Source organism: Methyloversatilis sp. (genome assembly GCF_030698125.1).
GTDB lineage: Bacteria > Pseudomonadota > Gammaproteobacteria > Burkholderiales > Rhodocyclaceae > Methyloversatilis.
Window position 1 is genome coordinate 120,915 of sequence record NZ_JAUYNV010000032.1, and the last position, 23,135, is coordinate 144,049.

Below are 23,135 nucleotides of genomic sequence, written 5' to 3' on the forward strand. Positions count from 1 at the left end.
ATCAACGCCGGTCTTTTCGACGATAGGTGCGGACCACCTTTTTCGTTCGCGAACCGAGCCGACCGGGCGGCCACCAGGCATCGCTGTCAGGTCTTTCAGACCTTCCTCGCCACCATCCCGATCAGTGCCGAATGCCCGCGATGCGCGAGGCCTTCGTCCAGCTCCGATTCATATTCCTGCAGGCACTCCAGTTCGAAGTCGCCGAAGGCGTCGCGCAGCAGTGCGGCGGTGTAGAGGTTTTCGACCGCCGACGGGCCGCCGGTGCCGTAGTCGAGCTGTTTGGGCGTGTAGCCCTGCAGCACGATGCAGCCGCCCGGCCTGAGCGTGCGCTTCATGTTTTCGAACAGCGCGCGTCGCTCGTCCGGCGCGGCGAACTGGATGAAAATGCCGACCACCAGATCGAAAGCTTCGTCCGGATAGGTCCAGCGCAGCGCGTCGGCCAGCGCGAAGTCGACGCTGACGCCGCGCGCTGCGGCGAGTGTCGCCGCCTTGTCGAGCGCGACCGGCGACAGTTCGGTCGCCGTCACGTCCAGCCCCCGTTCGGCCAGCCAGACCGCGTTGCGGCCTTCGCCGTCGGCGATGCTCAGCGCGCGCTGACCAGGGACGAGCAGCGACGACTGCGACTGCAGGAAGCGGTTCGGCGCGGTGCCGAACAGATAGGCCTGGCCGGCGGCACGGTACTTTGCGGACCAGAAATCCTGTGCATCGTCATGACTCATGAGGGCGGGTCGGTATCCTTCAATCCTGCAGGTGACCCATGCGATGGGCCTTCGTCGACAGATAGCGGTGATTCAGCGGATTGGCGCCCGCGTGCAGCGGAATGCGCTCGACCACTTCGACCTGCTGTGCCTCGAGCGCGCGCACCTTCAGCGGGTTGTTGGTCAGCAGGCGGGCCTGGCGGATGCCCAGACTTTGCACGATGTGCGCCGCGAAACGATAGTCGCGCGCGTCGTCGGCGAAGCCCAGCATGCGGTTGGCGTCCACGGTGTCGGCGCCGGTGTCCTGCAGCGCATAGGCGCGGATCTTGTTGATCAGGCCGATGCCGCGGCCTTCCTGCCGCAGATACACGAGTGCGCCGCGTCCTTCGGCGGCGATGGCGCGCAGCGACGCTTCGAGCTGCGGGCCGCAGTCGCAGCGCAGGCTGAACAGCGTGTCGCCGGTCAGGCACTCCGAGTGCAGGCGCAGCAGCACCGGTGCGCCGTCGGAAAAGTCGCCCAGCGTCAGCGCAACATGTTCCAGCCCGGTGGCCGGGTCGGCGTAGCCATGCAGTGCGAAGTCGGCGAAGCGGGTCGGCAGGCGGCACATGGCACCTGAAACGGCGGCCGGGCCGGCTGCTGCGGGCGCATCGGGTCCGCCGTGCCCGGCCGCGTCGCTCTGCGGCAACTGGCCGATGGCGCGGTATTTCTTTTCACTGGATTGCGAGGTCATCTGCTGCTTTGCTGAAAGTGGCCGGATCAACGCCGGAAACGGACGGGTCTCGTCCGTCTGCGGGGCCATAAGTATGGCGCAACTCGCGAGCTGTACGACAGCCCGCGATTCTTAAGCACTGCCGCTTGTTCACGCCTCGTCAGGCTAGCGCATGCACGAGCACGGGCACGACAATCGATGTGACGACACCGTTCAATCCCATCGCAAGCGCCGAGAATGCGCCTGCGGTTTCACTGATCTGGAAGGCGCGCGCGGTGCCGATGCCGTGCGCACTGATGCCGATCGCGAAGCCGCGGATCGCATCGTCCTGCGTACCGGTCGCCTTCAGCAGTGCCGGGCCGATGACTGCGCCGACGATGCCGGTCAGCATGATCAGCACCGCAGTCAGTGACGGCAGCCCGCCGATCTTTTCCGAAATGCCCATGCCGATCGGCGAGGTGACTGATTTCGGCGCCAGCGAACGCAGCACCTGATCGCTGGCGCCGAAGGCTTCGGCGATCAGCCACACCGACACGACCGACACCACCGACCCGGTGACCAGCGCGAGCATCGATGCGCCGAACAGCTTCTTCAGCCGCGGCCACTGCGCGTACAGCGGCACCGCCAGCGCCACGGTGGCCGGGCCGAGCAGGAAGTGCACGAACTGCGCGCCCTCGAAATAGACCGCATAGGGTGTGCCGGTGAAGGTCAGGATGGCCACGATGAGTGCCACTGCAATCGCGACCGGATTGGCCAGCGGATGCGAACCCAGTTTCACGTAGATCGCGTAGGCCAACTGGTAGGCGAGCAGGGTGAGTGTCAGGCCGAGCAGCGGCGAGGTCGATAGATAGACCCACAGTTCGCGCAGTTCCGGGTTCATTGCTGGCGGGCAGCGGCGCGCATGACGAAGGCGGTGACCAGCAGCGTGACGGCCGTGCTGAGCAGGATGGCGACGGTGATCGGCAGCCAGGCGGTGGCCAGCAGACCCAGGTGCGTCATGACCCCGGCGCCGGCCGGCACGAACAGCAGCGACAGGTGCTGCAGCAGGCCGTTGGCGGTGTCGCGCAGCGCCGTGGGCACCTCGCCGCGGACCACCAGCGCGGCAAACAGCAGTAGCATGCCGAGCACCGGTCCGGGAACCGGCAGGCGCAGCCACTGCACGACGGTTTCGCCGATCAGCTGGAACACGAGCAGGAGTGTGAGCGAGGCGAGCATGGGAGGCCGGGGAAGGTTGTCGCCCCGGATTCTATCGATGTGCGCGTCACGCAAACGAAAAAGCCCCGCCGGCAGCGGGGCTCTTTGTCGTCCGCGTGCCGCTCAGCGGTAGCCGGCGCGGTCGAACACCTTCTGTGCCTGGGCGGTCGTCTTCGCCAGTTCGCCGACGTTCAGCGTGTCGGCCTTGAAGCTGCCGAGCGACTTCAGTTCCGCATTCGAAACCTGGACCGACGGCACCACCGGCCACTCGTTGTTGCCATCGGCAAAGTAGGTCTGTGCTTCGTCCGACGCGAGATATTCGAGGAATTTCACCGCGGCATCCTTGTTCGGGGCGGTCTTGAGCATGCCGCCACCCGACACGTTGATGTGCGTGCCGAACGACGACTGGTTCGGCCACACCACGCCGACCTTTTCCATCAGCGCCTGGTCTTCGCGCTTGGTCGAGCGCAGCAGCCGCACGAGATAGTAGGTGTTGGACACCGCCACATCGCATTCGCCGGCCGCCACCGCCTTGATCTGGTCGGTGTCGCCGCCCTTGGGCGAGCGGGCAAAATTGGCTACGACGCCGCGCGCCCATTCTTCGGTCTTTGCCTCGCCGATGTGCTGGATCAGCGCTGCGCCGAGCGAAATGTTGTACGGATGCGCGCCGGAACGGGAGCACACCTTGCCCTTGAGCGCCGGCTTGGCCAGGTCTTCGTAGTTGGCCACGTCGGCCGCCTTCAACTTGAGCTTGTTGTAGACGATGACGCGCGCGCGGGTCGAAAAGGCGAACCAGTTCGACTCCGGGTCGCGCAGGTGCGCCGGGATGCGGCTTTCGAGCACCGCCGACTTCACCGGTGCGAACAGGCCGAAGCCGTCGGCCTGGGCGAGACGCGACGCATCGACCGTGATGAACACGTCGGCCGGGCTGTTCGCGCCCTCGTTGCGGATGCGCTCCAGCAGTTCTTCTTCCTTGCCTTCGATGCGGTTGATCTTGATGCCGGTCTGGCGCGTGAAGTTGCCATACAGCGCCTCATCGGTCTGGTAATGGCGGGCCGAGTAGAGGTTGAGCACCTTGTCCTGCGCGCCAGCGGGCGCAATCAGCAGGCTGGCACCCAGTGCAGCGGCCAGCCGGATCAGACGGGAAGTCATCGAAAGCTCCAGTAAGTTCGGGTCACGCACATGCGGAGGGTGGCGGGGAATCCGTCCCGTCCGATGGCGGCGAAAACTTAACAGAAGTGATTCGCAATTGCAAAGTGTTCGCAATTGCACTATCTTGAATGAGAATTGTTCTCATAAAGGATGTGCGCATGGATGCCGTACTCGTGGGCGCCGACCGGCTCGGAAACATTCCGGACGTGCTGGCTGAATTCGGATTGAAGATCGGCCATCACATCACCGGGCGCGAACCCAAGCACCAGCGCTCGGCGCCGCGCCTGCCGGGCGGTACCGAGCTGGTCATTCTGTTCACCGATTTTCTCGGTCACAACGTGATGAAGGCTTTCCGCGAAGCGGCACGCGAGCAGGGGGTGCCTGTCGTGGCGTGCCGGCGGTCTGTGTGTGCGCTGAAGCAGGCACTCGAAGGGTGTGGGGCGGTGCGCTGCGCGCAGTGCCCGAAGGGTCAGCGAAGTGCCGTCGCGCCCTGACTGCCGACGTTGATGCGGCGGGCGCCATTGAAGCGGCGCGCCCAGTAGCGGCCGGTCATGTCGTCGATGCGCACGCCGCCGCCGCGCGAATTGGCATGCAGGAACTTGTCGTCACCCATGTAGATGCCGACGTGGGAAAAGGTGCGGCTGAGCGTGTTGAAGAACACCAGATCGCCCGGCTGCAGGTCTTCGCGCCCGACGCGGGCACCGACACGCGCCATTTCAACGGCAGTGCGCGGCAACAGCACGCCCAATGCGTCGGAGAACACATGGCGCACGAAGCCGCTGCAGTCGAAACCGGTTTGCGGGTTGTTGCCGCCGAAGCGATAGCGGATGCCGAGCAGGGCAAAACCGCTGTCGAGCAGATCGGTGACCGCGCCTGCGGCAGCGGCGGCGTGTTCCGCCACCCGATCGCCGGACAGGTCGTCCAGCGAAAAGCCTGTCGGCTCCTGTTCGACCGGTTCGGCGTGTGCGGCGAGGGGAAGTGCGGCAGCCAGGGCCAGTACGGCACAAAGGCATATCCGGGTCAGGGGTATTCGACGCATGGGTCGCGAATATACGCAAGCACGCCCACCGTGCCAAGTTTCAGGGTCTGTCGGCATCCAGTCGCGAGCGGTGACCGGATGCCGACAGACCCTGGCGCGGCGCAAAACCTCGCCGCCGCGGCGCCCGCTTCCCCTACAATCATGCGTTCGATCCCATTGCAAGCCGGTTTCATGGCCCATGAGTGACCGCAATACGAACGCTGACGTGACGTCGCCGGTGAAGGTACCGCTGGTCAAGGTGCTGATCGTCGATGACTCGCGCATGGTGCGGGCAACCATCATCAAGCGTATCCGTGATCGCTTCGATTTTCGCGAAGAAGCGGATGGCGAAGCCGCCTGGCAGACGCTGCTGGTGGATGATTCGATCCAGGTCGTGCTGTCCGATCTGACGATGCCCAGGCTCGACGGCTACGGTCTGCTCGAACGCGTGCGCTCGTCCCGTGTGCAGCGCATCGCCGACATTCCGGTGATCATGATTTCCGGCGACGAAGACGCCGCCGCCCGCGAACGCGCGCGCGAACTGGGCGCGACCGACTTCATCACCAAGGGCATCGGCACGGTCGAGCTGATTGCGCGCATCGAATCCGCCAGCCGCCTCAACAGCACCCGTCGCCAGCTTGCCGACAGCCGCGAAGCGCTGGCCGCCGCGTCGCCGATCGACCCCGATTCCGGCATGGCAACTCCGCAGTACATGGAAATCCACGGCGCCCAGCTGATGTCTGCGGCGGTGCGCCAGCGTGGCGAAGTCAGCGTGCTGATCGTCGGGATCGACAATTTCGGCGACATCGTCAGCAGCTTCGGCCGGCACGTGACCGACCTCATCATGCGCAAGCTGGCCAAGGTGCTGGCGACCAAGGTGCGTCACGAAGACACCTTTTCGCAGATCGGCGAGGGCCAGTTCGCCATCATCACGCCGGACATCAGCCTGGCCAGCGCCGAACAGTTCGCCAATCGCATGCGCACCGTGATTGCCGCGACCGCCATGCAGTACCGCGGCCAGACGCTGCGCATCAGCCTGAACATCGGAGTCGCGAACAGCCTCTCCGACAACGCCGACTCGGTGTCGCAGATGCTCGGGCTGGCGGTGGCGCGGGCCGACATGGCACAGCGCGAAGGCGGTAATGCGGTGCGCAGCAGCGGCGGCGAGCCGCAGAAATTTGCCTGGACGGCCGGCATCGTGAGCATCGAGCGCGCGCTGCTGCTGATCAAGTCCGGCGCGTCGGACGAAATCGACGCCCAACTGCCGGCGCTGATCTACCGGCTGTTGCCGCTGCTCGAATTGATTAGCGTCAAACACGATTGCGACATTCCGCTCGACTGCTTGCGCGGGCACGCAAGCGAAGCTGATACTTCGATCGTTGAAAAAAAATAATATCCGCAAGACGGTGCAGGTCAGAGGAGGAAGCATGTCAGCAAGCACTGATTTTCACGCGCGTTCGATTTCCCAACGCGACACGTTCTGGGCCGAACAGGCCCGCCTGATCGACTGGCAGGAGGCCCCGCAGCAAACCTGCGACTTTTCCCGGCCACCGTTCGCCAGGTGGTTTGTCGGCGGTACCACCAATCTGTGTCACAACGCGGTCGACCGGCACGCCGCCACGCGGCCAGACGCCGCGGCGCTGATTTTCGTATCGACCGAAACCGGCATCGAAAAGACCTATTCGTTCGCCGAGCTGCAGCGCGAAGTCGAGCGCATGGCCGCGATGCTGCTGTCGCTCGGTGTCGAGCGCGGCGATCGTGTGCTGATCTACATGCCGATGATTGCCGAAGCGGCTTTCGCCATGCTCGCCTGCGCGCGCATCGGCGCCATCCACTCGGTGGTGTTCGGCGGCTTTGCATCCGGTTCGCTGGCCACCCGCATCGATGATGCCAAGCCGAAAGTCATCGTGTCGGCCGAAGCCGGCATGCGCGGCGGCAAGGTCGTGCCGTACAAGCACCTGCTCGACGAAGCCTGTTCGCTGGCCGAATTCCCGCCGGCGCGCGTGCTGATGGTGAACCGCGGCCTGGACAAGGAATGTCCCGTCGTGGTGGGGCGCGACGTCGATTACGCGACGCTGCGCACCCATCACATGAATGCGAAAGTGCCGTGCGTGTGGCTCGAATCGAGCGAGCCGTCGTACATCCTGTACACCTCCGGCACCACCGGCAAGCCCAAGGGCGTGCAGCGCGATACCGGCGGCTATGCGGTCGCGCTGGCGGCGTCGATGCAGCACATCTACTGCGGCCACCCCGGCGAAACGATGTTCACGACGTCGGACATCGGCTGGGTGGTCGGCCACTCGTACATCATCTACGGCCCGCTGATCGCCGGCATGGCGACGCTGATGTACGAAGGCACGCCGCTGCGCCCCGATCCGGGCATCTGGTGGAGTCTGGTCGAGAAGTACAAGGTGTCGGTCATGTTCTCGGCACCGACCGCCGCGCGCGTGCTGAAGAAGCAGGACCCGGCCTACCTGAAGAAGCACGACATTTCATCGCTGCGCCAGATTTTCCTGGCCGGCGAGCCACTCGATGAGCCGACCCACGAATGGCTGATGAGCGCGCTCGACAAGCCGGTCATCGACAACTACTGGCAGACCGAAACCGGCTGGCCCATCCTGTGCGAACTGCCGGGTGTCGAGAAGACGGCCATCCAGCTCGGTTCGCCCGGTCATCCGGTGTATGGCTACGACCTGCGCATCTTCCGCGAAGACGGTACCGAGTGCGGCCCGAACGAGAAAGGCATCGTCGGTATCGTGCCGCCGCTGCCGCCGGGCTGCCTGTCGACGATCTGGGGCGATGACGATCGCTTCGTGCGCACCTACTTTTCGCTCTTCAAATCGCCGCTGGTGTATTCGTCCTTCGACTGGGGCATCCGCGATGACGCCGGCTATCACAAGATCCTCGGCCGCACCGACGACGTGATCAACGTCGCCGGCCACCGGCTCGGTACGCGCGAAATCGAGGAAGCGATCCAGGCGCATGCCGGTGTGGCCGAAGTGGCCGTGGTCGGTGTGGCGGACAACCTGAAGGGCCAGTTGCCGATGGCGTTCGTCGTGGTCAAGGACGCGAGCCGCGTCGCGACGCCGGAAGGTCGCGCCTCGATGGAAAAGGAAGTGATGCAGACGGTGGACAACCTGCTCGGCGCCATCGCGCGGCCGGGTCGGGTGCTGTTCGTCAATGGCTTGCCCAAGACGCGCTCCGGCAAGATGCTGCGCCGCTCGATCCAGGCCATCGCCGAAGGGCGCGATCCGGGTGACCTGACCACGCTGGACGACCCGACCACGCTCGACCAGATCCGCCAGTCGCTCGGCTGAGCCACTGACCGCTGGCGCGCAAGCGTCAGCCCGGCATGCCGCTGATGCGGCTCATCAGCGCGGCGGCGTTATGCACGTCGTAGCGCTGCATCAGCTGGGCGCGGATCTTCTCCACGGTGCGCGGACTGATGCCCAGTTCGCGCGCGCATTCCTTCGATGTCAGACCGCGTGTCATCGCCGACAGCACTTCGCGCTGGCGCAGACTCAGCGTGTCCACGGTGCCGCTGACGCGCAGCGGTTCGAACAGCCAGCTGGCGCGCCGGTACGGGTCGCTGCGGTCGAGCGCATTGCCCAGCACGCGGAACCAGCGCAGCCCGCCATCGCGCAGTCGCATCAGCCGCTCGTCCTCATAGGTTCCCGATTCGAACAGCGCCTGCCAGCCGCGCTCGCCGACCCGCTCGAACTCGCTGGTCGTCGGGTACAGCACGGCCATGCTCTGGCCGATCAGCGCCGTGCGCGGGTAGCCGAAACTGGCGGCGAAGCGGTCGTTGCACCACTCGATGCGGCGCTGCGAGGTCAGCACCATACCCAGCGGACAGAGGTCGGCCGCCTGGTCGGCGGCGGTGGAATCGGGCATCAAGGAAGACATATCTGGCTCGGCAGGGCGTAGTTCTGCGACTGGCGGAGGTGTTCGGGCGCGCCTAATGTATACCCGATCCGCCGGCCGCCCAATGGGGCCGGTTTTCGCCACCGAATTTCGCCACAGAAGGCCGCCGAGCGCGGTCGCGGGAGACAGTCCATGATCGATCTGACCGGTTTCGCCCACACGCCCTTTGCCCGGCGCCCTGACGCAGATGTAGAAACCCTGATGGCGGAAGTCGCCGCCGAGGCGATTGCCGATGCGGGTCTCGAACCCACAGACATCGATGCCGTGGTGGTCGGCCACTTCGGCGTCGGCATGGTGAAGCAGGGCTTCGTGGCGGGGTTGTCGGCCAATCTGCTGCCCGGCCTGCGCATGACGCCTGCGGTGCGGGTCGAGAACGCCTGCGCCAGCGGCAGCGCCGCGGTGCACCAGGGCGCGCTCGCCATCCGCGCCGGCACGGCCCGGCGCGTGCTGGTGATCGGCGTCGAAGTGATGTCGCAGCTGTCCACCCGCGACGTCGGCAACGCGCTGCTGCGTGCGTCCTACTTCAAGGACGAAGCCGAAACGCCGGCCGGCTTTGCCGGCATGTTCGGCGTGATCGCCGACCGCTATGCCGAACGCTTCGGCGATCCGCGCGACGCGATGGCGCGCATCGCATCGAAGAACCACGACAACGCGGCGCACAACCCGCTGGCGCAGTACCGCAATCCGCTCAGCGTCGAATTCTGCGCGACCGAATCGGAAAAGAATCCGCGCGTCGTCGGCCGTCTGCTGCGCACCGACTGTTCGCCGATCTCCGATGGCGCAGCGGCCATCGTGCTGTGCGCCAGCGACGCGCACGACGGCAGCCGGCCCTTCGTGCGCCTGCGCGCCACGGCGCAGGCCAACGACATCATGCCGACGTCGCAGCGCGACATGAGCGAGCTGGCCGGCGCGCGCGTCGCCTGGCAGCGCCTGCTCGATTCGGCAAAACTCACGCTCGATGACCTCGACAGCGTGGAAGTACACGACTGCTTCACCATCGCCGAACTGATGATGTACGAAGCCATCGGCCTGACGCCGCCCGGCGGCGGGCACCGCGCGCTGGAAGAGGGCTGGGTGCATGCCGGCGGCAAGTTGCCGGTCAACCTGTCCGGCGGCCTGAAAACCAAGGGTCACCCGATCGGCGCCACCGGCGTATCGATGCATGTCATCAGTGCGTGGATGCTGCTCGGTCGCTTCCGCGCCGACGTGTTGCCCGACGCGCGCTTCGCCGGCATCCTCAACATGGGCGGCGCCAGCGTGGCCAACTACGGTTCCATCCTCGAACGCGTGCAGTAAGCCGCCCGGTCGGGCAGCCATAAAAATCAATATCAACGGAGAGAGCACCCATGAACATCGCCCTGTGGCTGCAGCGTACCGCGCAGCAATACCCCGATCGTCCCGCCATTGCCCTCGGTCGCGAGGTGCTGTGGAACTACCGCGGATTCGCCGAGAGCGCGGCGCGCTTCGCGACCTGGCTGCGTGCGCAGGGTCTCGCGCCGGGCGACCGGGTGGCGCTGTTCATGTACAACACGCCCGACTACCTGCCGCTGATGTGGGGCGCCTGGTGGGCCGGCGTGGCGGTGGTGCCGATCAACGCCAAGCTGCATGCCAAGGAAGCCGCCTTCATCTGCAGCCACAGCGGTTCGAAAATCGTGTTCTGCGGCGCCGACGCGCGCGACGAACTCGAAGTCGTGCTGCGCGACGGCGGCAACGCGGTGCCGGTGCTGTCGTCGTTCGGATTCCTGCGCGATGCATCCATCGCACCGTCGGCCATCGAGCCGCGCGGCGACACCGATCCGGTGTGGCTGTTCTATACCAGCGGCACGACCGGCCGGCCCAAGGGCGTGAATTTGTCGCTGCGCCAGCTGCGCTGGACCTGCATGGGTTATCTGTCCAGCGTGCAGGCGCTGGCACCGGGCGACGTGGCGCTGCACCCGGCGCCGATGTCGCATGGCGGCGGCCTGTTCCACCTGCCGTATGTCATGCAGGCCGGTATCAACGTGGTGCCCGAATCGGGCGGCTTCGACGCGCAGGAGTGCTTCGACCTCGCCGCCCACTGGAGCGAAGCGTCGTTCTTCGCCGCGCCCACCATGGTGCGCCGCCTGATCGACGTGGTGAAGAAGACCGGCCAGCGTCCGACCGGCCTGGCCACCATCTGCTACGGCGGCGGCCCGATGTATCTGGCCGACCTCGAAGAGGCACTGGAACTGATCGGCCCGCACTTCGCGCAGATCTACGGTCAGGGCGAATGCCCGATGATGATTACCGTGATGCCGCGCGCACTGATCAACGACCCGACGCAGCCGCGCTATCGCGAACGTCTGGCGTCGGTCGGGTTTGCGCAGTCCATGGTCGAGGTGGCGGTGGTCGACGCGCAGGGCCGCGATGTGCCGACCGGGGAAACCGGCGAAATCCGTGTGCGCGGCGAAGCGGTCATGAATGGCTACTGGGACAATGCGGACGCGACCGCGGCGTCCATCGTCGACGGCTGGCTGTACACCGGCGACGTCGGCCGGCTCGACGAAGACGGCTTCCTGACGCTGCTCGACCGCAGCAAGGACCTGATCATCAGTGGCGGCAGCAACATCTATCCGCGCGAAGTCGAAGAAGCGCTGCTGACTCACGAATCGGTTGCCGAAGTGGCGGTGATCGGCCGTCCCGACCCGGAATGGGGCGAGGTGGTGATTGCCTTCGTCGTCACCCGCCAGCCGATGACCTCGGCCGAACTGGACGCGCACTGCCTGACCGAAATCGCGCGCTTCAAGCGGCCCAAGCACTACCGCTTCGTCGATGAACTGCCCAAGAACAACTACGGCAAGGTGCTCAAGACGGCGTTGCGCGAGATGGATGCACAGTCATAGGTAGTCAAGCCGGCCGTCTGAAGTCCTGACGCGCCGCCCGCGCGGCGGCGTGCGTCAGCGCAGCGACCGGTAGTGGTCGAGCACCTTCGGCACGTAGCGCCGGGTTTCCGCGAACGGCGGCACCCGGCGGCCGTGCCTCTCGACCGCGCCTTCGCCGGCGTTGTAGGCGGCCAGTGCCAGTTCGAGCTGGTTGTCGAAGCGTGCAATCAGGTCGCGCAGGTAGAGCGCGCCGCCGAGCAGGTTCTGGTCCGGATCGAAGCGGTCGGTCACACCATAGCGGCGCGCCGTGTCCGGCATCAACTGCATCAGTCCGGCCGCGCCCTTGGGCGACACCGCCTTCGGGTTGTAGGCCGATTCCACCGCAACCACCGCATTGAGCAGCCCGGCTTCGACGCCAGTGCGGTCCGCCACACGCGCGATGCGCTGTTGATGCGCTGCAGCAGCAGCCGACCGCGCGACCGGCCGTCCGGCGTTCGCCGGAATACCCGCCGGGCGCGCTTCCAGCAGTAGTTCGTAACCGTCGCCGACCGGCGTATCGGTCAGGTGCAGTGTGCCCTCGACATCCTCCCGCGCGTAAATGTCCGCCTGTGCCGGCGCGGCACACAGCAAACCGCACAGCGAGAGGATCAGTTTGGTGCGTCGATTCATCTGCAGGAAATACATGCCCGGTAAGGTGTCGAGTATTGCAATCTTGCTGCCGCAAGGTTTCGCCCATGTTGCACTGCCCGCAATTGCTTGCTGCTGCGGGTCGGGCACGGCTAGACTAATTCAATGATGACACGTAACGAAACACGGGACAGACCCCTTTCCGGCCGCGTCGCACAACGCGGCTTCACCCTGCTCGAACTGCTGGTCGTGATGGTCATCATCGGTCTTCTGGCCGGTTATGTCGGTCCGCGCTACTTCAGCCAGATCGGCAAGTCCGAAGTGAAGGCGGCGCGCGCCCAGATGGACGCGCTGGAAAAGTCGCTCGACCAGTACCGACTGGATAACGGCCGCTACCCGACGACGGAAGAGGGCCTGAAGGCGCTGGTCGAACGCCCGGCCACGGCGCCCAAGTGGGGTGGCCCCTATCTGAAGAAGGCCGTACCGCCGGACCCGTGGGACCGCCCGTACATCTATCGCGCGCCGGGCGAACACGGCGAATACGATCTCAGTTCGCTGGGCAAGGACGGTCAACCGGGCGGCAGCGACGAAGCCGCCGACATCACGAACTGGTGACATGCTTTTCCGCATCCGGGCTATCGACGTCACCAACCGCATCACGCAGCTTCAGATCGAGGCGTCGGACGAAATCTCCGCCCGCGCCCAGGTTCAGGCCGATGGCCTGACCGTTCTGTCGGCTGCGCGTGCGCGCACGCTCAGCTTCACCCGCCAGCGTTTTCCGGTGCTGCTGTTCTGCCAGGAACTGCTGGCGCTGCTGCGCGCCGGCCTGTCGCTGGTCGAAGGCCTGGAAGTGATGGCCGACAAGGAAGGACGCACGCTGTCGCGCACCGTGCTCACGGCGCTGATCGACGCGCTGCGTCAGGGCAAGACGCTGTCGATGGCGATGGCGGCGCAGACGTCGGTGTTCCCCGACCTGCTGGTGGCGATGATCCGCGCCTCGGAACGCACCAGCGACCTCGACCAGGCACTCGAACGCTACGTCGCCTACAGCGAACAACTTGAAAGCGTGCGCGGCAAGCTGGTCGCCGCGGCGACCTATCCGGTCATCCTGCTGGTGGTCGGCCTGCTGGTCGTCATGTTCCTGCTGGCGTTCGTCGTGCCGCAGTTTTCCAAGGTGTATGAAGACATTTCGACCGAACTGCCGCTGGCGTCGCAGTGGTTGCTCGCCTGGGGCCACTTCGTCAAGGCGCATTCCGGTGCGCTCGGCATTGCGGTGATCGCCGTCGTCGTCGGGCTCGGCTGGACGCTGCGCCAGCCGGCGTTCCGGCAGGGCTTCATGGCGCAGCTCGAGCGCCTGCCCGGCATCGGCGACCGCATGCGGATATTCCGTCTGGCGCGCTTCTTCCGCACGGTCGGCATGCTGCTGCGCGGTGGCATTCCGGTCGTGCAGTCGCTCGAACTGGTGCGCGAACTGCTGCCGCTGCCGATGCAGCAGAGCCTGTCGCGCGCGCTGCTGTCGATCCGCGAAGGCCGCTCGGCGTCTGATGCATTCACCGAAGTCGGCCTGAGCACCGCCGTGGCCTCGCGCATGCTGCGTGTCGGCGAGCGGGCCGGCAATCTGGGCGACATGATGGAACGCATCGCCGCCTTCCACGACGAAGAAATGACGCGCTGGCTCGACCGCGCCACCCGCCTGTTCGGTCCGCTGCTGATGCTGGGCATCGGTCTGGCGATCGGCGGCGTCGTGGTGCTGATGTACATGCCGATCTTCCAGCTCGCGGAAAGCCTGCAATGAACGCACCCCTGCCAGCCGGTGCGTCGCAGGGCGTGCCCGCCGACCTGATCGCCCGTGCCCGGTCGCGTGCCGGGAGAGGCTCGGTCATGCAGGCGCTGATCGATCTGTCGGGCGACACACCCGATGCGATGTGCGCCCGCGTGGCCGCCCAGCTCGGCCTGCCGGCGATGAACAGTGCGGCGCTCAACGCGCTCACGCCGTCGCTCGAGCGCATCCGCTTTTCCGAGGCGCTGGCGCGTGCCGTGCTGGTGGCGGTCGACGAGGCCGGCCACCTGATTGCCGTCGTCGCCGACCCGTACGACGGCGCGCTGCAGGACTGGCTGGCCGCGACCCTGCCGGCCAGTTTCGAACTGCGCGTGGCGACACGCGACGACATCACCGCCGCGCTGGCGCGCTACGAAGACAGCCAGCGTGCCTCGACCGGCCTGCTCGAAGACAGCGACCGCGTCAGTGCCAGTTCGGCCGAAGTGCTGTCGCTGGCGCGCATCGCCGACGACGCCAGCCCGGTCGTGCGGGTGGTCAATTCCACGCTGTACGACGCACTCAAGCAGGCGGCGTCCGACATCCACCTCGAATCGGTGCCGGCCGGCATGCAGGTCAAGTACCGCATCGACGGCGTGATGGTGCGGATCGGCCAGATCGCCGGCGCCGACACCGCGGAACAGGTGGTATCGCGCATCAAGGTGCTGGCCGAACTCGACATCGCCGAGCGGCGCGTGCCGCAGGACGGCCGCTTCAAGGTGGCCTACGCCGGTCGCGACATCGACCTGCGCGTGTCCATCATGCCCAGTGTGCATGGCGAAGACTGCGTGTTGCGCGTGCTCGACAAGGACCACCTGACGCAGGAACTGCAGGCGCTGTCGCTGGAAAGCCTGGGCTTCGACGACATCGCGCGCGCCGCCATGCGCAAGCTGGCGGCCGAACCTTACGGCATGCTGCTGGTGACCGGCCCGACCGGTTCCGGCAAGACAACCTCGCTCTACGCGACCATCGGCGAAATCAACCACGGGCTCGACAAGATCATCACCATCGAAGACCCGGTCGAATACCAGTTGCCGGGCGTGCTGCAGATTCCGGTCAACGAGAAGAAGGGCCTCACCTTCGCGCGCGGCCTGCGTTCGGTGTTGCGGCACGACCCGGACAAGATCATGGTGGGCGAGATCCGCGACGGCGAAACCGCCGAAATCGCGGTGCAGGCCGCGCTCACCGGTCACCTCGTGCTGACCACGGTGCACGCCAACAATGTGTTCGACGTGATCGGCCGCTTCCTGCACATGGGCGTCGACCCGTACAACCTGGTGTCGGCGCTGAACGGCATCGTCGCGCAGCGCCTGCTGCGCCTGAACTGCCGCCACTGTTCGGTCGCGCAGCAGCCGGACGCCGCGCTGCTGGCCGAATCGGGTCTCGCCGACGCCGTCGGCTACGACTATCGCGCCGGCTCCGGCTGCGGTCATTGCCGCGGCACCGGCTACAAGGGGCGGCGCGCCATTGCGGAGTTGCTGGTGCTCGACGACGAACTGCGCGAACTGATCGTGACGCGCGCGCCGATGCGGCAATTGAAAGAGGCCGCGCGGGCGCGCGGCACGCGCACGCTGCGCGAAGCGGGTCTGGTGCTGGTGGCCAGTGGTGAAACCAGTCTGACGGAATTGAACCGTGTCACTTTTGTCGTCTAGGTCACTGCTGCTCGAGGTCGGGCCGCACGGCCTGTCGCTGGCGCGCGCGGGCGAACGTCTGCATGCCGACATGCAGCCGATGGCGCACGACACGCTGGCCGCTGCGCTGGCCCGCATTCCGGCCGCTGCCACGCCACGGCGCGCGGCGGTCGAGGTGTCGATCGACAACGCCTGGACGCGCTGGCAGGTGATCGACCTGCCAACCGGCGTGGCCGGGCGCGACGAGGTGCAGGCGCTGGTGCGCGCCCGCATGATGGAAGTGTTCGGCACCGCCGCGCAGGGCTGGACCTTCGCCTGGGACGCCCAGCCCGCCGAGCGCGTGCTGGCCTGCGGCATGGACACGGCGCTGGTGCAGGCCATCGTGGCCTGGGCGGCGGCGACCGGCGTGCGGCTGGCCAGCATGCAGCCGGCCTGGTTGCGCGCCTATGCAGCGTTCGGCGGCAGCGCTGCACTGGGCGGTTTCGCGCAGCTTCAGCACGGCTGGCTGTGCATGGGTCTGTGGTCGGGCGGGCGCTGGCTGCACATGCGCGGCGAGGCGCTCGATGATCCGGCCGCGCTGCCGGCGCTGCTCGAACGCCGACTCAGTCTGTTCGACGGTGCACTCGATGGCGGCCAGCTGTTCGTCCAGGGCGCGCCGTCGATGAACCTGCCGCGCGGCTGGCGCTGCGTGACCGGCGGGGTGGTCGCATGAAAATGCTGTCGATCGCCCGGCCGGGCACCCGGCCACCGACGCCCGAACTCGATTTCGTGCAGCGCCGTCATGCGCCCGGCTGGCTGGGCTGGCTGCTGCTGGCGGTTGGCGCCGTCACCGCGTTCGCATCGTTCGACCGCTGGCAGACCACCGAAGACGAAGTCGCCGCGTTGCGTGACGACAACCGGCGTGCGGCGCGCAAGGCCGAACAGGCGCGCGTGCTGGCGCGCCGCGAACAGGATGATCCGGCGTTGCGCGCGCGCATCGATGTGGCGCGCAAACTGTCGCTGCAGCGCGCACGCGAATGGCAGCCGCTGTTCGCCGAACTGGAAGCGCGCGGCAAGGAGGATGTGGCGTTGCTGTCGGTCGAGCCCGATGCGGCACGCGGCGTGCTGCGCGTGACCGGCGAGGCGCGCGACCTGAATGCGCTGTTCGCCTACGCCGAATCCTTTGCCGATGCGCAGGCGGTCGGTGCGCCACGCATCGAGGTGTTCGAACTGAAGGAGCGCGACGGCCTGCAGGTGATCGCGTTTTCGCTGCGCCTGCAGTGGAGGGGCGCATGAACATGCTGCGCGCCCGTCTGATGTATGCCGCGTCGCGTGCCGGCTGGGCTGGCGCGCTCGGCGTGGCGCTGCTTGCATTCGCGCTGGTCATCCATTTCGGTGCCACCGCACCGCTCGAAGCCGAACTGGGTGGGCTCGAAGGCGAACGCAGCGCGCTGGCCGAGCGCCTGTCGCTGGGCCGCACGGTCGAGTCGCCGCGCGAACAGATCGACCGCTTCGACGCCTCGCTGGTGCCGCGCGCGCGCATGCCTTCGATACTCGAAGCACTGTCGCAGGCGGCCGGGCGCAACAAGCTGGTGCTGGCGCGCGTCGAAAGCCGCGAGTCGCAGCCGGTCGGCGCCGGGTATGCGCGGCAGGAATATCTGTTTCCGCTGCGCGGCAGCTACCCCGCGCTGCGCACCTGGCTGGCCGAAATCCAGCAGGTGTCGCCGGCCGTGCTGGTGGAAGAAGTCGTGCTGCGCCGCGAAGACATCGCGCGCGGCAATGTCGATGCCAGCGTGCGCGTGTCCATCCTGATGAGGGACGCGCCATGAACCGCGGCCTGATCGCCGCACTGGCGGCCACGCTCGCGGCGGTGTGGTACGTCGCCGGTCTGGATGATGCAGGCGATGTCGAGCCGGCGACGCCCGACAGCCGTCGCCTGTCCAGTGCCGCGCGCGCCGTGGCGGCCGTGGGCGAGGCGCCGGGCGTGCTGATCGCCGACGCACCGGTGCGCGCCGCCGCCGAAATCGGTCGCGACCTGTTCGCCACATACAGCTTCCTGCCGCCTGCGCCGTCACCGGCGGCGCTCGCCGCCGCAGCCGCGCGCAAGGGGCCACCACCGGCACCGGTCGCGCCGCCGCTGCCCTTCCGCTATCAGGGCAAGCTGATGGAGGAGGGCGGCATCACGGTGTTCCTCGCCCAGGGCGAACGCATCCTGCCGGCGCGCACGGGCGACCTGCTGAACAACCAGTACCGCGTTGAATCGGTGACGGCTACGGCCATCACCTTCATGTTCGAACCGCTCAAGCAGCGGCAGACCCTGACCATCGGAAGCGCCCCATGATTGCATTCCAGCCGGCCCGCCTGCGCGCGCTCATTTTTGCGTTCCTCGCCGTCACCCTCGCCGGGTGCGCCACCAATCAGGCGTTCGAAGACGGCAAGAAGGCGTTGATCAGTGGCGAACAGGAACGTGCGCTCAGCCTGTTCGAGCAGGCGACCAAGGAAGTACCGGACAACCCCGAATTCCGCGCCACCTTCTTCCGCCAGCGCGAAGTCGCCGTGTCCAAATTGCTGGCGCAGGCGGAAAACGCCCGTCTGGCCGGCCGGCGCGACGAAGCCACCGCGGCGCTCGACAAGGCGCAGACGCTCGATCCGCGCAACCAGCGCGCCCAGTTCATCCGCGACCAGATGACGCGCGGCGTAAGGCACGACGCCATGGTGCGCGAAGCGCGCACGCTGCTCGAACGCAAGGACATGGGCGGCGCCGAGGCGCGCCTGCGCAACGTGCTCGAACAGGACAACACGCACACCGCCGCGCGCGAAATGCTGCGCGAGGTCGAACAGGCCCGCCCGAAGCAGACCGCGCCGGCCGAACTGGGCGGGCTGTTCCAGAAGCCGGTCACGCTGGAATTCCGCGACACCTCGCTGCGCAATGTGTTCGAGGCGATCGCCCGCTCGACCGGCATCAATTTCGTGTTCGACAAGGATGTGCGGTCCGACCTGAAGGTGACGCTGTTCGTGCGCAACACGACCGTGGCCGAGGTGATGCGGCTCATCCTGATCACCAACCAGCTCGAACGCAGCGTGCTGTCGGACAACACCGTGCTGATCTACCCGAACACCGCGGCCAAGCAGCGCGAGTACAAGGAAATGGTCACGCGCACCTTCTTCCTCGTCAATGCCGAAGCCAAGCAGGTGCAGAACCTGATCAAGACGGTGGTGAAGACCAAGGATATCTATATAGATGAGCGCATCAACCTCATCGTGATGAAAGACACCGCCGACGCGGTGCGCCTGGCCGAACAGCTGGTGGAATCGGTCGATGTGGCCGAACCCGAAGTGATGCTGGAAGTCGAGGTGCTCGAAGTGAGCAGCAACAAGCTGAAGGAACTGGGGCTGGATTTCCCCGACCAGATCGGCTTCGGCGCGCTGCGTTCGCAGCAGCAGGTGATCCAGCAGTCGACCGCCGCTGGCGTGACCAGCAATGTGGTGCAGCTGCCCGGCCAGGAAATCGCGCCCGGCGTCGTGCCGCTCAGCGACATCAGCGACCTCACCGGCTACATTTCCAACCCGGGCCTCATCCTCAATCTGCGCAAACAGGACGGTTCGGCCAACCTGCTGGCCAATCCGCGCATCCGTGTGAAGAACAAGGAAAAGGCCAAGGTGCACATCGGCGAAAAGCTGCCGGTATTCACCACCACCTCGACCGCCAACGTCGGCGTGTCGGCGTCGGTCACCTATCTCGACGTCGGTCTGAAGCTCGACGTCGAGCCGCTGATCCACCTCGAAGACGATGTCGACATCAAGATGACGCTCGAAGTGTCGAGCGTGGTGCGCGAAGTGCAGGGCCCGCAAAGCTCACTCGCCTACCAGATCGGCACCCGGTCGACCGCGACCGCGCTGCGTCTGAAGGACGGCGAAACGCAGATTCTCGCCGGCCTGATTTCCGACGAAGAGCGGTCCAGCGCGTCGCGCCTGCCCGGGCTGGGCGATCTGCCCATCATCGGCAAGCTGTTTTCGAGCGAGCGCAACAGCACCAACAAGACCGAAATCGTGTTGCTGATCACCCCGCGCATCGTGCGCAACCTGAACCGCCCGGCGCACATCATGCCGGCGCTGGCCGCCGGTACCGAGGCAGCAGTCGGTGCGCCGTCGCTGTCGGTGCGCAAGACGGGCAAGGATCAGGGCGTGCGGCTGTCGAGTTCGAGTGGCGGCGGCGCAGCTGTGGCCGCGCCGATCGCTCGTCCGGCGGTGCCGGAACCGCCGGAACCGGGTCCGGGCGAAGAACCGGCGGACGCCATCGCTCTAGTCGAGTTGCGCATGCAATCGACCGGTGAGGCGGCAATCGGCGGCGAGGCCGGCGTGACAGTATTGATGACGGTACCGGTCGGCGCCCAGCCGGCGACGGTCGAACTGGTGTACGACCCGAACGTGCTGACGGCGCAGGGCAATGTCACCGCACCGGGCCGGACATCCGTCAGCATCACAGGCGGAGAGGGTCAGGAGGCGCGCAGCGAGGTGCGCTTCCGGGTCAGCCCGACGGCACCGATCGGCAGCACCAGCGTGCAGGTCGGCAGCGTCACGCTGCTCGGCGCCGACGGCAACCCGCTGCCGGTGTCACCGCCGTCGGCGGCGGAGATCACGATCAAGCCCTGACGGCGCGCGTCGTGTCCCGGGGGCACCGCCATTGTGAGAGCGGCGATTCACGGTCGGCCCTGCATGGCCGACCGGTTCCGAACAAGAGATGTCGCTTGATCAATGCGCCTATCGCGGACGGGGTCCGCTCCTACGAAAAACGGCGTCAGTCATGAAGCCTTCGAGGTTTTCGTAGGAGCCGTCCCACGGTCGGCCCTGCATGGCCGACCGGCTCCACGGGCGGCGAGCCGTGCTCGCCGAAACCCCCGCTCCGCCCCCGCAGGCGATCCCCGTCTTTGAAATGGCGACGTCGCTTGATCAACGCGCCTATCGCGGACGGGGTCCGCTCCTACGAAAAACGGCGTCAGTCATGAAGCCTTCGAGGTTTTCGTAGGAGCCTGCCCCGCAGGCGATCCCCGTCTTTGAAATGGCGACGTCGCTTGATCAACGCGCCTATCGCGGACGGGGTCCGCTCCTACGCAAGGCAACACCGTCGCGGTTTTCGTAGGAGCCTCCCACGGTCGGCCCTGCATGGTCGACCGGCTTCGCGGGCGGCGAGCAGTGCTCGCTGAGACCCCCGCGCTGCTCCCACAGTCCCTGCGCTAGAAGCCTCGCCGTGAACGAAAAAAAAGGAAGGCAGAGCCTTCCTTTTTCTTGTGCAGCTGCAGCTGATCAGCCGGCCTTGCGGTGCGCGCGGGCTTCCTTCTTCAGACGCTTGAAGGTTTCCGGATCGGTCGCGCGCAGATATTCGACGACATCCATGTCTTCGCGACGGATCTTGCTGATGTCGATCTGTTCGACATGAACCAGGCGCAGCAGAGCCTGGACCGGTTTGGGCATGTTGCGGCCGCTTTCGTAGCGGGAGCCGCCGCTCTGCGTCACGCCGAGGCGCGACCAGAATTGCGACTGATTCATGCCGAGCTTCTTGCGAATCTCTCGTGCGTCGATATTGTCAGTGGATTTCATGCTCGTTGTCCTTGAAAGAAGTGGATGACGACCCAGCCGCGCCTGCCTTGAAAGTCCGGTCCGGGCGACTTGCTGATTCGCATAAACAGGCCGCTAATCTCCTATCACTAAAGGCATAGGAGAAATTCAGTATAAATGATCACGTCGTCCTGCATCAAACAGATTTGCATAATTTTGCAACACGATTTGCGTCACGAGAACGCTGTGCGGTGACCGGTGCGGTGTGTGTCTGTCGGTCATCCGTTGCCGGCGAGGCGCGGCATGCAGCCAGAGCGGATCGGTTACAATCGCCGGTTTTCGTATAACGCTGCGGAAGTACAGATGGCCCTCATAGTCCAGAAATACGGCGGTACGTCGGTCGGCAAGCCCGACCGCATCAAGAGCGTGGCGCGCCGCGTCGCGCGCTACGTTGCACGCGGCGATCAGGTGATCGTCGTGGTGTCGGCAATGAGCGGCGAAACCAACCGCCTGCTCGGCCTCGCGAAAGAGGTGTCGCCGGCACCCGATCCGCGCGAGCTCGACGTGCTTGCCTCGACCGGCGAACAGGTCACCATCGGCCTGCTGTCTATGGCACTGAAGGATCTCGGTCTGAAGGCGCGCAGCTACACCGGCGGCCAGGTGCGCATCCTGACCGACAGCGCGTTCACCAAGGCGCGCATCCTGTCCATCGACGAACGCAACATCAAGCGCGATCTCGACGAAGGCAACGTCGTCGTGGTGGCCGGCTTCCAGGGGGTGGATGCCGATGGCAACATCACCACGCTCGGCCGCGGCGGCTCCGACACCACCGGTGTTGCGCTGGCGGCGGCACTGAAAGCCGACGAGTGCCAGATCTTCACCGACGTCGATGGGGTGTACACCACCGACCCGCGCATCGTTCCCGTAGCGCGCCGGCTCGACCGCATCACCTTCGAGGAAATGCTCGAAATGGCCAGCCTCGGCTCCAAGGTGCTGCAGATCCGTTCGGTCGAGTTCGCAGGCAAGTACAAGGTCAAGCTGCGCGTGCTGTCCAGTTTCGAGGACGAGGGCCACGAAGGTCCGGGCACGCTGATTACTGTCGAGGAAGAAGCCAATATGGAACAACCCATCATTTCCGGCATCGCGTTCAACCGCGACGAAGCCAAGATCACCGTGCTGGGCGTGCCTGACCGCCCGGGCATCGCCTACCAGATACTCGGCCCGATCGCCGACGCCAACATCGACGTCGACATGATCATCCAGAACGTCGGTCACGACGGTTCGACCGACTTCTCGTTCACGGTCAACCGCGGCGAATTCGCCAAGGCGATGGAAATCGTCGAAGGCGTGCGCCAGCACATCGGCGCGCGCGAAATCAGGGGCGACAACAAGATCTGCAAGGTGTCGGCGGTCGGCGTCGGCATGCGTTCGCACCCGGGTGTCGCCAGCAAGATGTTCCGCACGCTGGCCGAAGAGGGCATCAACATCCAGATGATTTCGACCTCCGAAATCAAGGTGTCGGTGGTGCTCGACGAAAAGTATCTCGAACTCGCCGTGCGCGTGCTGCATCGCGCGTTCGAACTCGACCAGCCGGCGGCGTGATCCGCCCGGAAAGCGCGATGTGCGTTTGACCCGGGCAGGGTCAGGCGGTATGATTCGCGCGCTTTGGAAGGACCGGAGGGGTGGCCGAGTGGTCGAAGGCACTCCCCTGCTAAGGGAGCATACGGGCCAAAACCTGTATCGAGGGTTCGAATCCCTCCTCCTCCGCCAGTTTCAGAGCTTGAACGGCAGTATATTTGTGCTAATATATTGCCTCTTTGCAGCGCGCCCGTAGCTCAGCTGGATAGAGTACTTGGCTACGAACCAAGGGGTCGGGCGTTCGAATCGCTCCGGGCGCGCCAACAACGCAAAGAGAAACAAGCACTTAGGCCAATCTTCGGGTTGGCCTTTTGCTTTTCTGATCGCCGGGGTTAGGCCGGGGTTAGAACGCA

At 66.0% G+C, this 23,135-nt stretch carries 23 protein-coding genes and 2 tRNA genes; 16 read left to right on the top strand and 9 right to left on the bottom strand.

Annotated features, from left to right (window positions below):
- Nucleotides 1–95 precede the first annotated feature (95 nt).
- From Q8Q80_RS13005 to Q8Q80_RS13025, 5 genes are all read right to left on the bottom strand, one after another.
- Nucleotides 96–719, bottom strand: a complete 624-nt coding sequence (locus tag Q8Q80_RS13005; RefSeq protein WP_305633310.1) for a cyclopropane-fatty-acyl-phospholipid synthase family protein — start codon at nt 717–719, stop codon at nt 96–98.
- Nucleotides 720–738: 19 nt separating this feature from the next.
- Nucleotides 739–1,305, bottom strand: a complete 567-nt coding sequence (ribA, locus tag Q8Q80_RS13010) for a GTP cyclohydrolase II (protein WP_371132765.1) — start codon at nt 1,303–1,305, stop codon at nt 739–741.
- Between the two features lie 262 nt (nt 1,306–1,567).
- The gene (locus Q8Q80_RS13015) at nt 1,568–2,287 is read right to left on the bottom strand and encodes an LrgB family protein (RefSeq protein WP_305633312.1); all 720 of its coding nucleotides are present in this window, start codon (nt 2,285–2,287) and stop codon (nt 1,568–1,570) included.
- On the bottom strand, nt 2,284–2,622 hold the full coding sequence (locus Q8Q80_RS13020) for a CidA/LrgA family protein (protein WP_305633313.1): 339 nt from the start codon (nt 2,620–2,622) through the stop codon (nt 2,284–2,286). The genes Q8Q80_RS13015 and Q8Q80_RS13020 overlap by 4 nt, the downstream gene beginning before the upstream one ends.
- A gap of 102 nt (nt 2,623–2,724) precedes the next feature.
- On the bottom strand, nt 2,725–3,753 hold the full coding sequence (locus Q8Q80_RS13025) for a Fe(3+) ABC transporter substrate-binding protein (protein ID WP_305633314.1): 1,029 nt from the start codon (nt 3,751–3,753) through the stop codon (nt 2,725–2,727).
- Between the two features lie 158 nt (nt 3,754–3,911).
- Here Q8Q80_RS13025 and Q8Q80_RS13030 point away from each other — a divergent pair, with 158 nt between their 5' ends.
- The gene (locus Q8Q80_RS13030) at nt 3,912–4,247 is read left to right on the top strand and encodes a DUF2325 domain-containing protein (protein WP_305633315.1); all 336 of its coding nucleotides are present in this window, start codon (nt 3,912–3,914) and stop codon (nt 4,245–4,247) included.
- Here the strand turns inward: Q8Q80_RS13030 and Q8Q80_RS13035 are convergent.
- Complete coding sequence (locus tag Q8Q80_RS13035) at nt 4,223–4,792, bottom strand: C40 family peptidase (RefSeq protein WP_305633316.1); 570 nt, start codon at nt 4,790–4,792, stop codon at nt 4,223–4,225. The two genes, Q8Q80_RS13030 and Q8Q80_RS13035, sit on opposite strands and share 25 nt — an antisense overlap.
- Nucleotides 4,793–4,970: 178 nt before the next feature.
- Here Q8Q80_RS13035 and Q8Q80_RS13040 point away from each other — a divergent pair, with 178 nt between their 5' ends.
- Both Q8Q80_RS13040 and Q8Q80_RS13045 read left to right on the top strand, forming a co-directional pair.
- Nucleotides 4,971–6,164, top strand: coding sequence for a diguanylate cyclase domain-containing protein (locus Q8Q80_RS13040; protein ID WP_305633317.1), 1,194 nt, complete (start codon nt 4,971–4,973; stop codon nt 6,162–6,164).
- Nucleotides 6,151–8,088: a propionate--CoA ligase gene (locus tag Q8Q80_RS13045; protein WP_305633318.1), complete on the top strand. Its 1,938-nt coding sequence runs from the start codon at nt 6,151–6,153 to the stop codon at nt 8,086–8,088. The genes Q8Q80_RS13040 and Q8Q80_RS13045 overlap by 14 nt, the downstream gene beginning before the upstream one ends.
- A 25-nt stretch (nt 8,089–8,113) precedes the next feature.
- Here Q8Q80_RS13045 and Q8Q80_RS13050 read toward each other — a convergent pair whose 3' ends face one another.
- A complete protein-coding gene (locus tag Q8Q80_RS13050) occupies nt 8,114–8,665 on the bottom strand; it encodes a LuxR C-terminal-related transcriptional regulator (protein ID WP_305633319.1) in 552 nt (183 codons plus the stop codon).
- 162 nt (nt 8,666–8,827) lie between these two features.
- On the opposite strand from Q8Q80_RS13050, the gene Q8Q80_RS13055 reads away from it, so the two are divergent.
- Nucleotides 8,828–9,991, top strand: coding sequence for a thiolase domain-containing protein (locus tag Q8Q80_RS13055; protein ID WP_305633320.1), 1,164 nt, complete (start codon nt 8,828–8,830; stop codon nt 9,989–9,991).
- Nucleotides 9,992–10,041: 50 nt separating this feature from the next.
- On the top strand, nt 10,042–11,556 hold the full coding sequence (locus tag Q8Q80_RS13060) for an AMP-binding protein (protein WP_305633321.1): 1,515 nt from the start codon (nt 10,042–10,044) through the stop codon (nt 11,554–11,556).
- A 54-nt stretch (nt 11,557–11,610) separates the two neighbouring features.
- Here Q8Q80_RS13060 and Q8Q80_RS13065 read toward each other — a convergent pair whose 3' ends face one another.
- A complete protein-coding gene (locus tag Q8Q80_RS13065; RefSeq protein ID WP_305633322.1) occupies nt 11,611–12,204 on the bottom strand; it encodes a lytic transglycosylase domain-containing protein in 594 nt (197 codons plus the stop codon).
- A 123-nt stretch (nt 12,205–12,327) separates the two neighbouring features.
- Between Q8Q80_RS13065 and gspG the strand changes: the two genes are divergently transcribed.
- From gspG to Q8Q80_RS13105, 8 genes are read left to right on the top strand one after another with little or no spacing between them, the layout of a single operon-like run.
- Nucleotides 12,328–12,777, top strand: a complete 450-nt coding sequence (gspG, locus tag Q8Q80_RS13070) for a type II secretion system major pseudopilin GspG (protein WP_305633323.1) — start codon at nt 12,328–12,330, stop codon at nt 12,775–12,777.
- A gap of 1 nt (nt 12,778) precedes the next feature.
- On the top strand, nt 12,779–13,957 hold the full coding sequence (locus Q8Q80_RS13075) for a type II secretion system F family protein (protein WP_305633324.1): 1,179 nt from the start codon (nt 12,779–12,781) through the stop codon (nt 13,955–13,957).
- The gene (locus Q8Q80_RS13080) at nt 13,954–15,630 is read left to right on the top strand and encodes a GspE/PulE family protein (RefSeq protein ID WP_305633325.1); all 1,677 of its coding nucleotides are present in this window, start codon (nt 13,954–13,956) and stop codon (nt 15,628–15,630) included. The genes Q8Q80_RS13075 and Q8Q80_RS13080 overlap by 4 nt, the downstream gene beginning before the upstream one ends.
- The gene (locus Q8Q80_RS13085) at nt 15,611–16,321 is read left to right on the top strand and encodes a hypothetical protein (protein ID WP_305633326.1); all 711 of its coding nucleotides are present in this window, start codon (nt 15,611–15,613) and stop codon (nt 16,319–16,321) included. The genes Q8Q80_RS13080 and Q8Q80_RS13085 overlap by 20 nt, the downstream gene beginning before the upstream one ends.
- Entirely contained in the window at nt 16,318–16,884 is a 567-nt protein-coding gene (locus Q8Q80_RS13090; protein WP_305633327.1) for a hypothetical protein, read from the top strand. The genes Q8Q80_RS13085 and Q8Q80_RS13090 overlap by 4 nt, the downstream gene beginning before the upstream one ends.
- Nucleotides 16,881–17,417, top strand: a complete 537-nt coding sequence (locus Q8Q80_RS13095; RefSeq protein ID WP_305633328.1) for a GspMb/PilO family protein — start codon at nt 16,881–16,883, stop codon at nt 17,415–17,417. The genes Q8Q80_RS13090 and Q8Q80_RS13095 overlap by 4 nt, the downstream gene beginning before the upstream one ends.
- Nucleotides 17,414–17,929, top strand: a complete 516-nt coding sequence (locus tag Q8Q80_RS13100; protein WP_305633329.1) for a hypothetical protein — start codon at nt 17,414–17,416, stop codon at nt 17,927–17,929. Before Q8Q80_RS13095 ends, Q8Q80_RS13100 begins: the two co-directional genes overlap by 4 nt.
- Nucleotides 17,926–20,241, top strand: coding sequence for a secretin N-terminal domain-containing protein (locus tag Q8Q80_RS13105; protein WP_305633330.1), 2,316 nt, complete (start codon nt 17,926–17,928; stop codon nt 20,239–20,241). The genes Q8Q80_RS13100 and Q8Q80_RS13105 overlap by 4 nt, the downstream gene beginning before the upstream one ends.
- Before the next feature lie 651 nt (nt 20,242–20,892).
- On the opposite strand, the gene Q8Q80_RS13110 is transcribed toward Q8Q80_RS13105, so the two are convergent.
- Nucleotides 20,893–21,186 carry a DNA-binding transcriptional regulator gene (locus Q8Q80_RS13110; RefSeq protein WP_305633331.1) on the bottom strand — a complete coding sequence of 98 codons (294 nt, stop codon included), beginning with the start codon at nt 21,184–21,186 and terminating at the stop codon, nt 20,893–20,895.
- Nucleotides 21,187–21,507: 321 nt separating this feature from the next.
- Between Q8Q80_RS13110 and Q8Q80_RS13115 the strand changes: the two genes are divergently transcribed.
- The 3 genes from Q8Q80_RS13115 to Q8Q80_RS13125 all read left to right on the top strand — a co-directional run bounded on the left by Q8Q80_RS13115 (nt 21,508) and on the right by Q8Q80_RS13125 (nt 23,045).
- Nucleotides 21,508–22,746 carry an aspartate kinase gene (locus Q8Q80_RS13115; RefSeq protein ID WP_305633332.1) on the top strand — a complete coding sequence of 413 codons (1,239 nt, stop codon included), beginning with the start codon at nt 21,508–21,510 and terminating at the stop codon, nt 22,744–22,746.
- 74 nt (nt 22,747–22,820) lie between these two features.
- A tRNA-Ser gene (locus tag Q8Q80_RS13120) sits at nt 22,821–22,914 on the top strand.
- A 54-nt stretch (nt 22,915–22,968) separates the two neighbouring features.
- Nucleotides 22,969–23,045, top strand: a tRNA-Arg gene (locus Q8Q80_RS13125).
- Nucleotides 23,046–23,135: the final 90 nt, after the last annotated feature.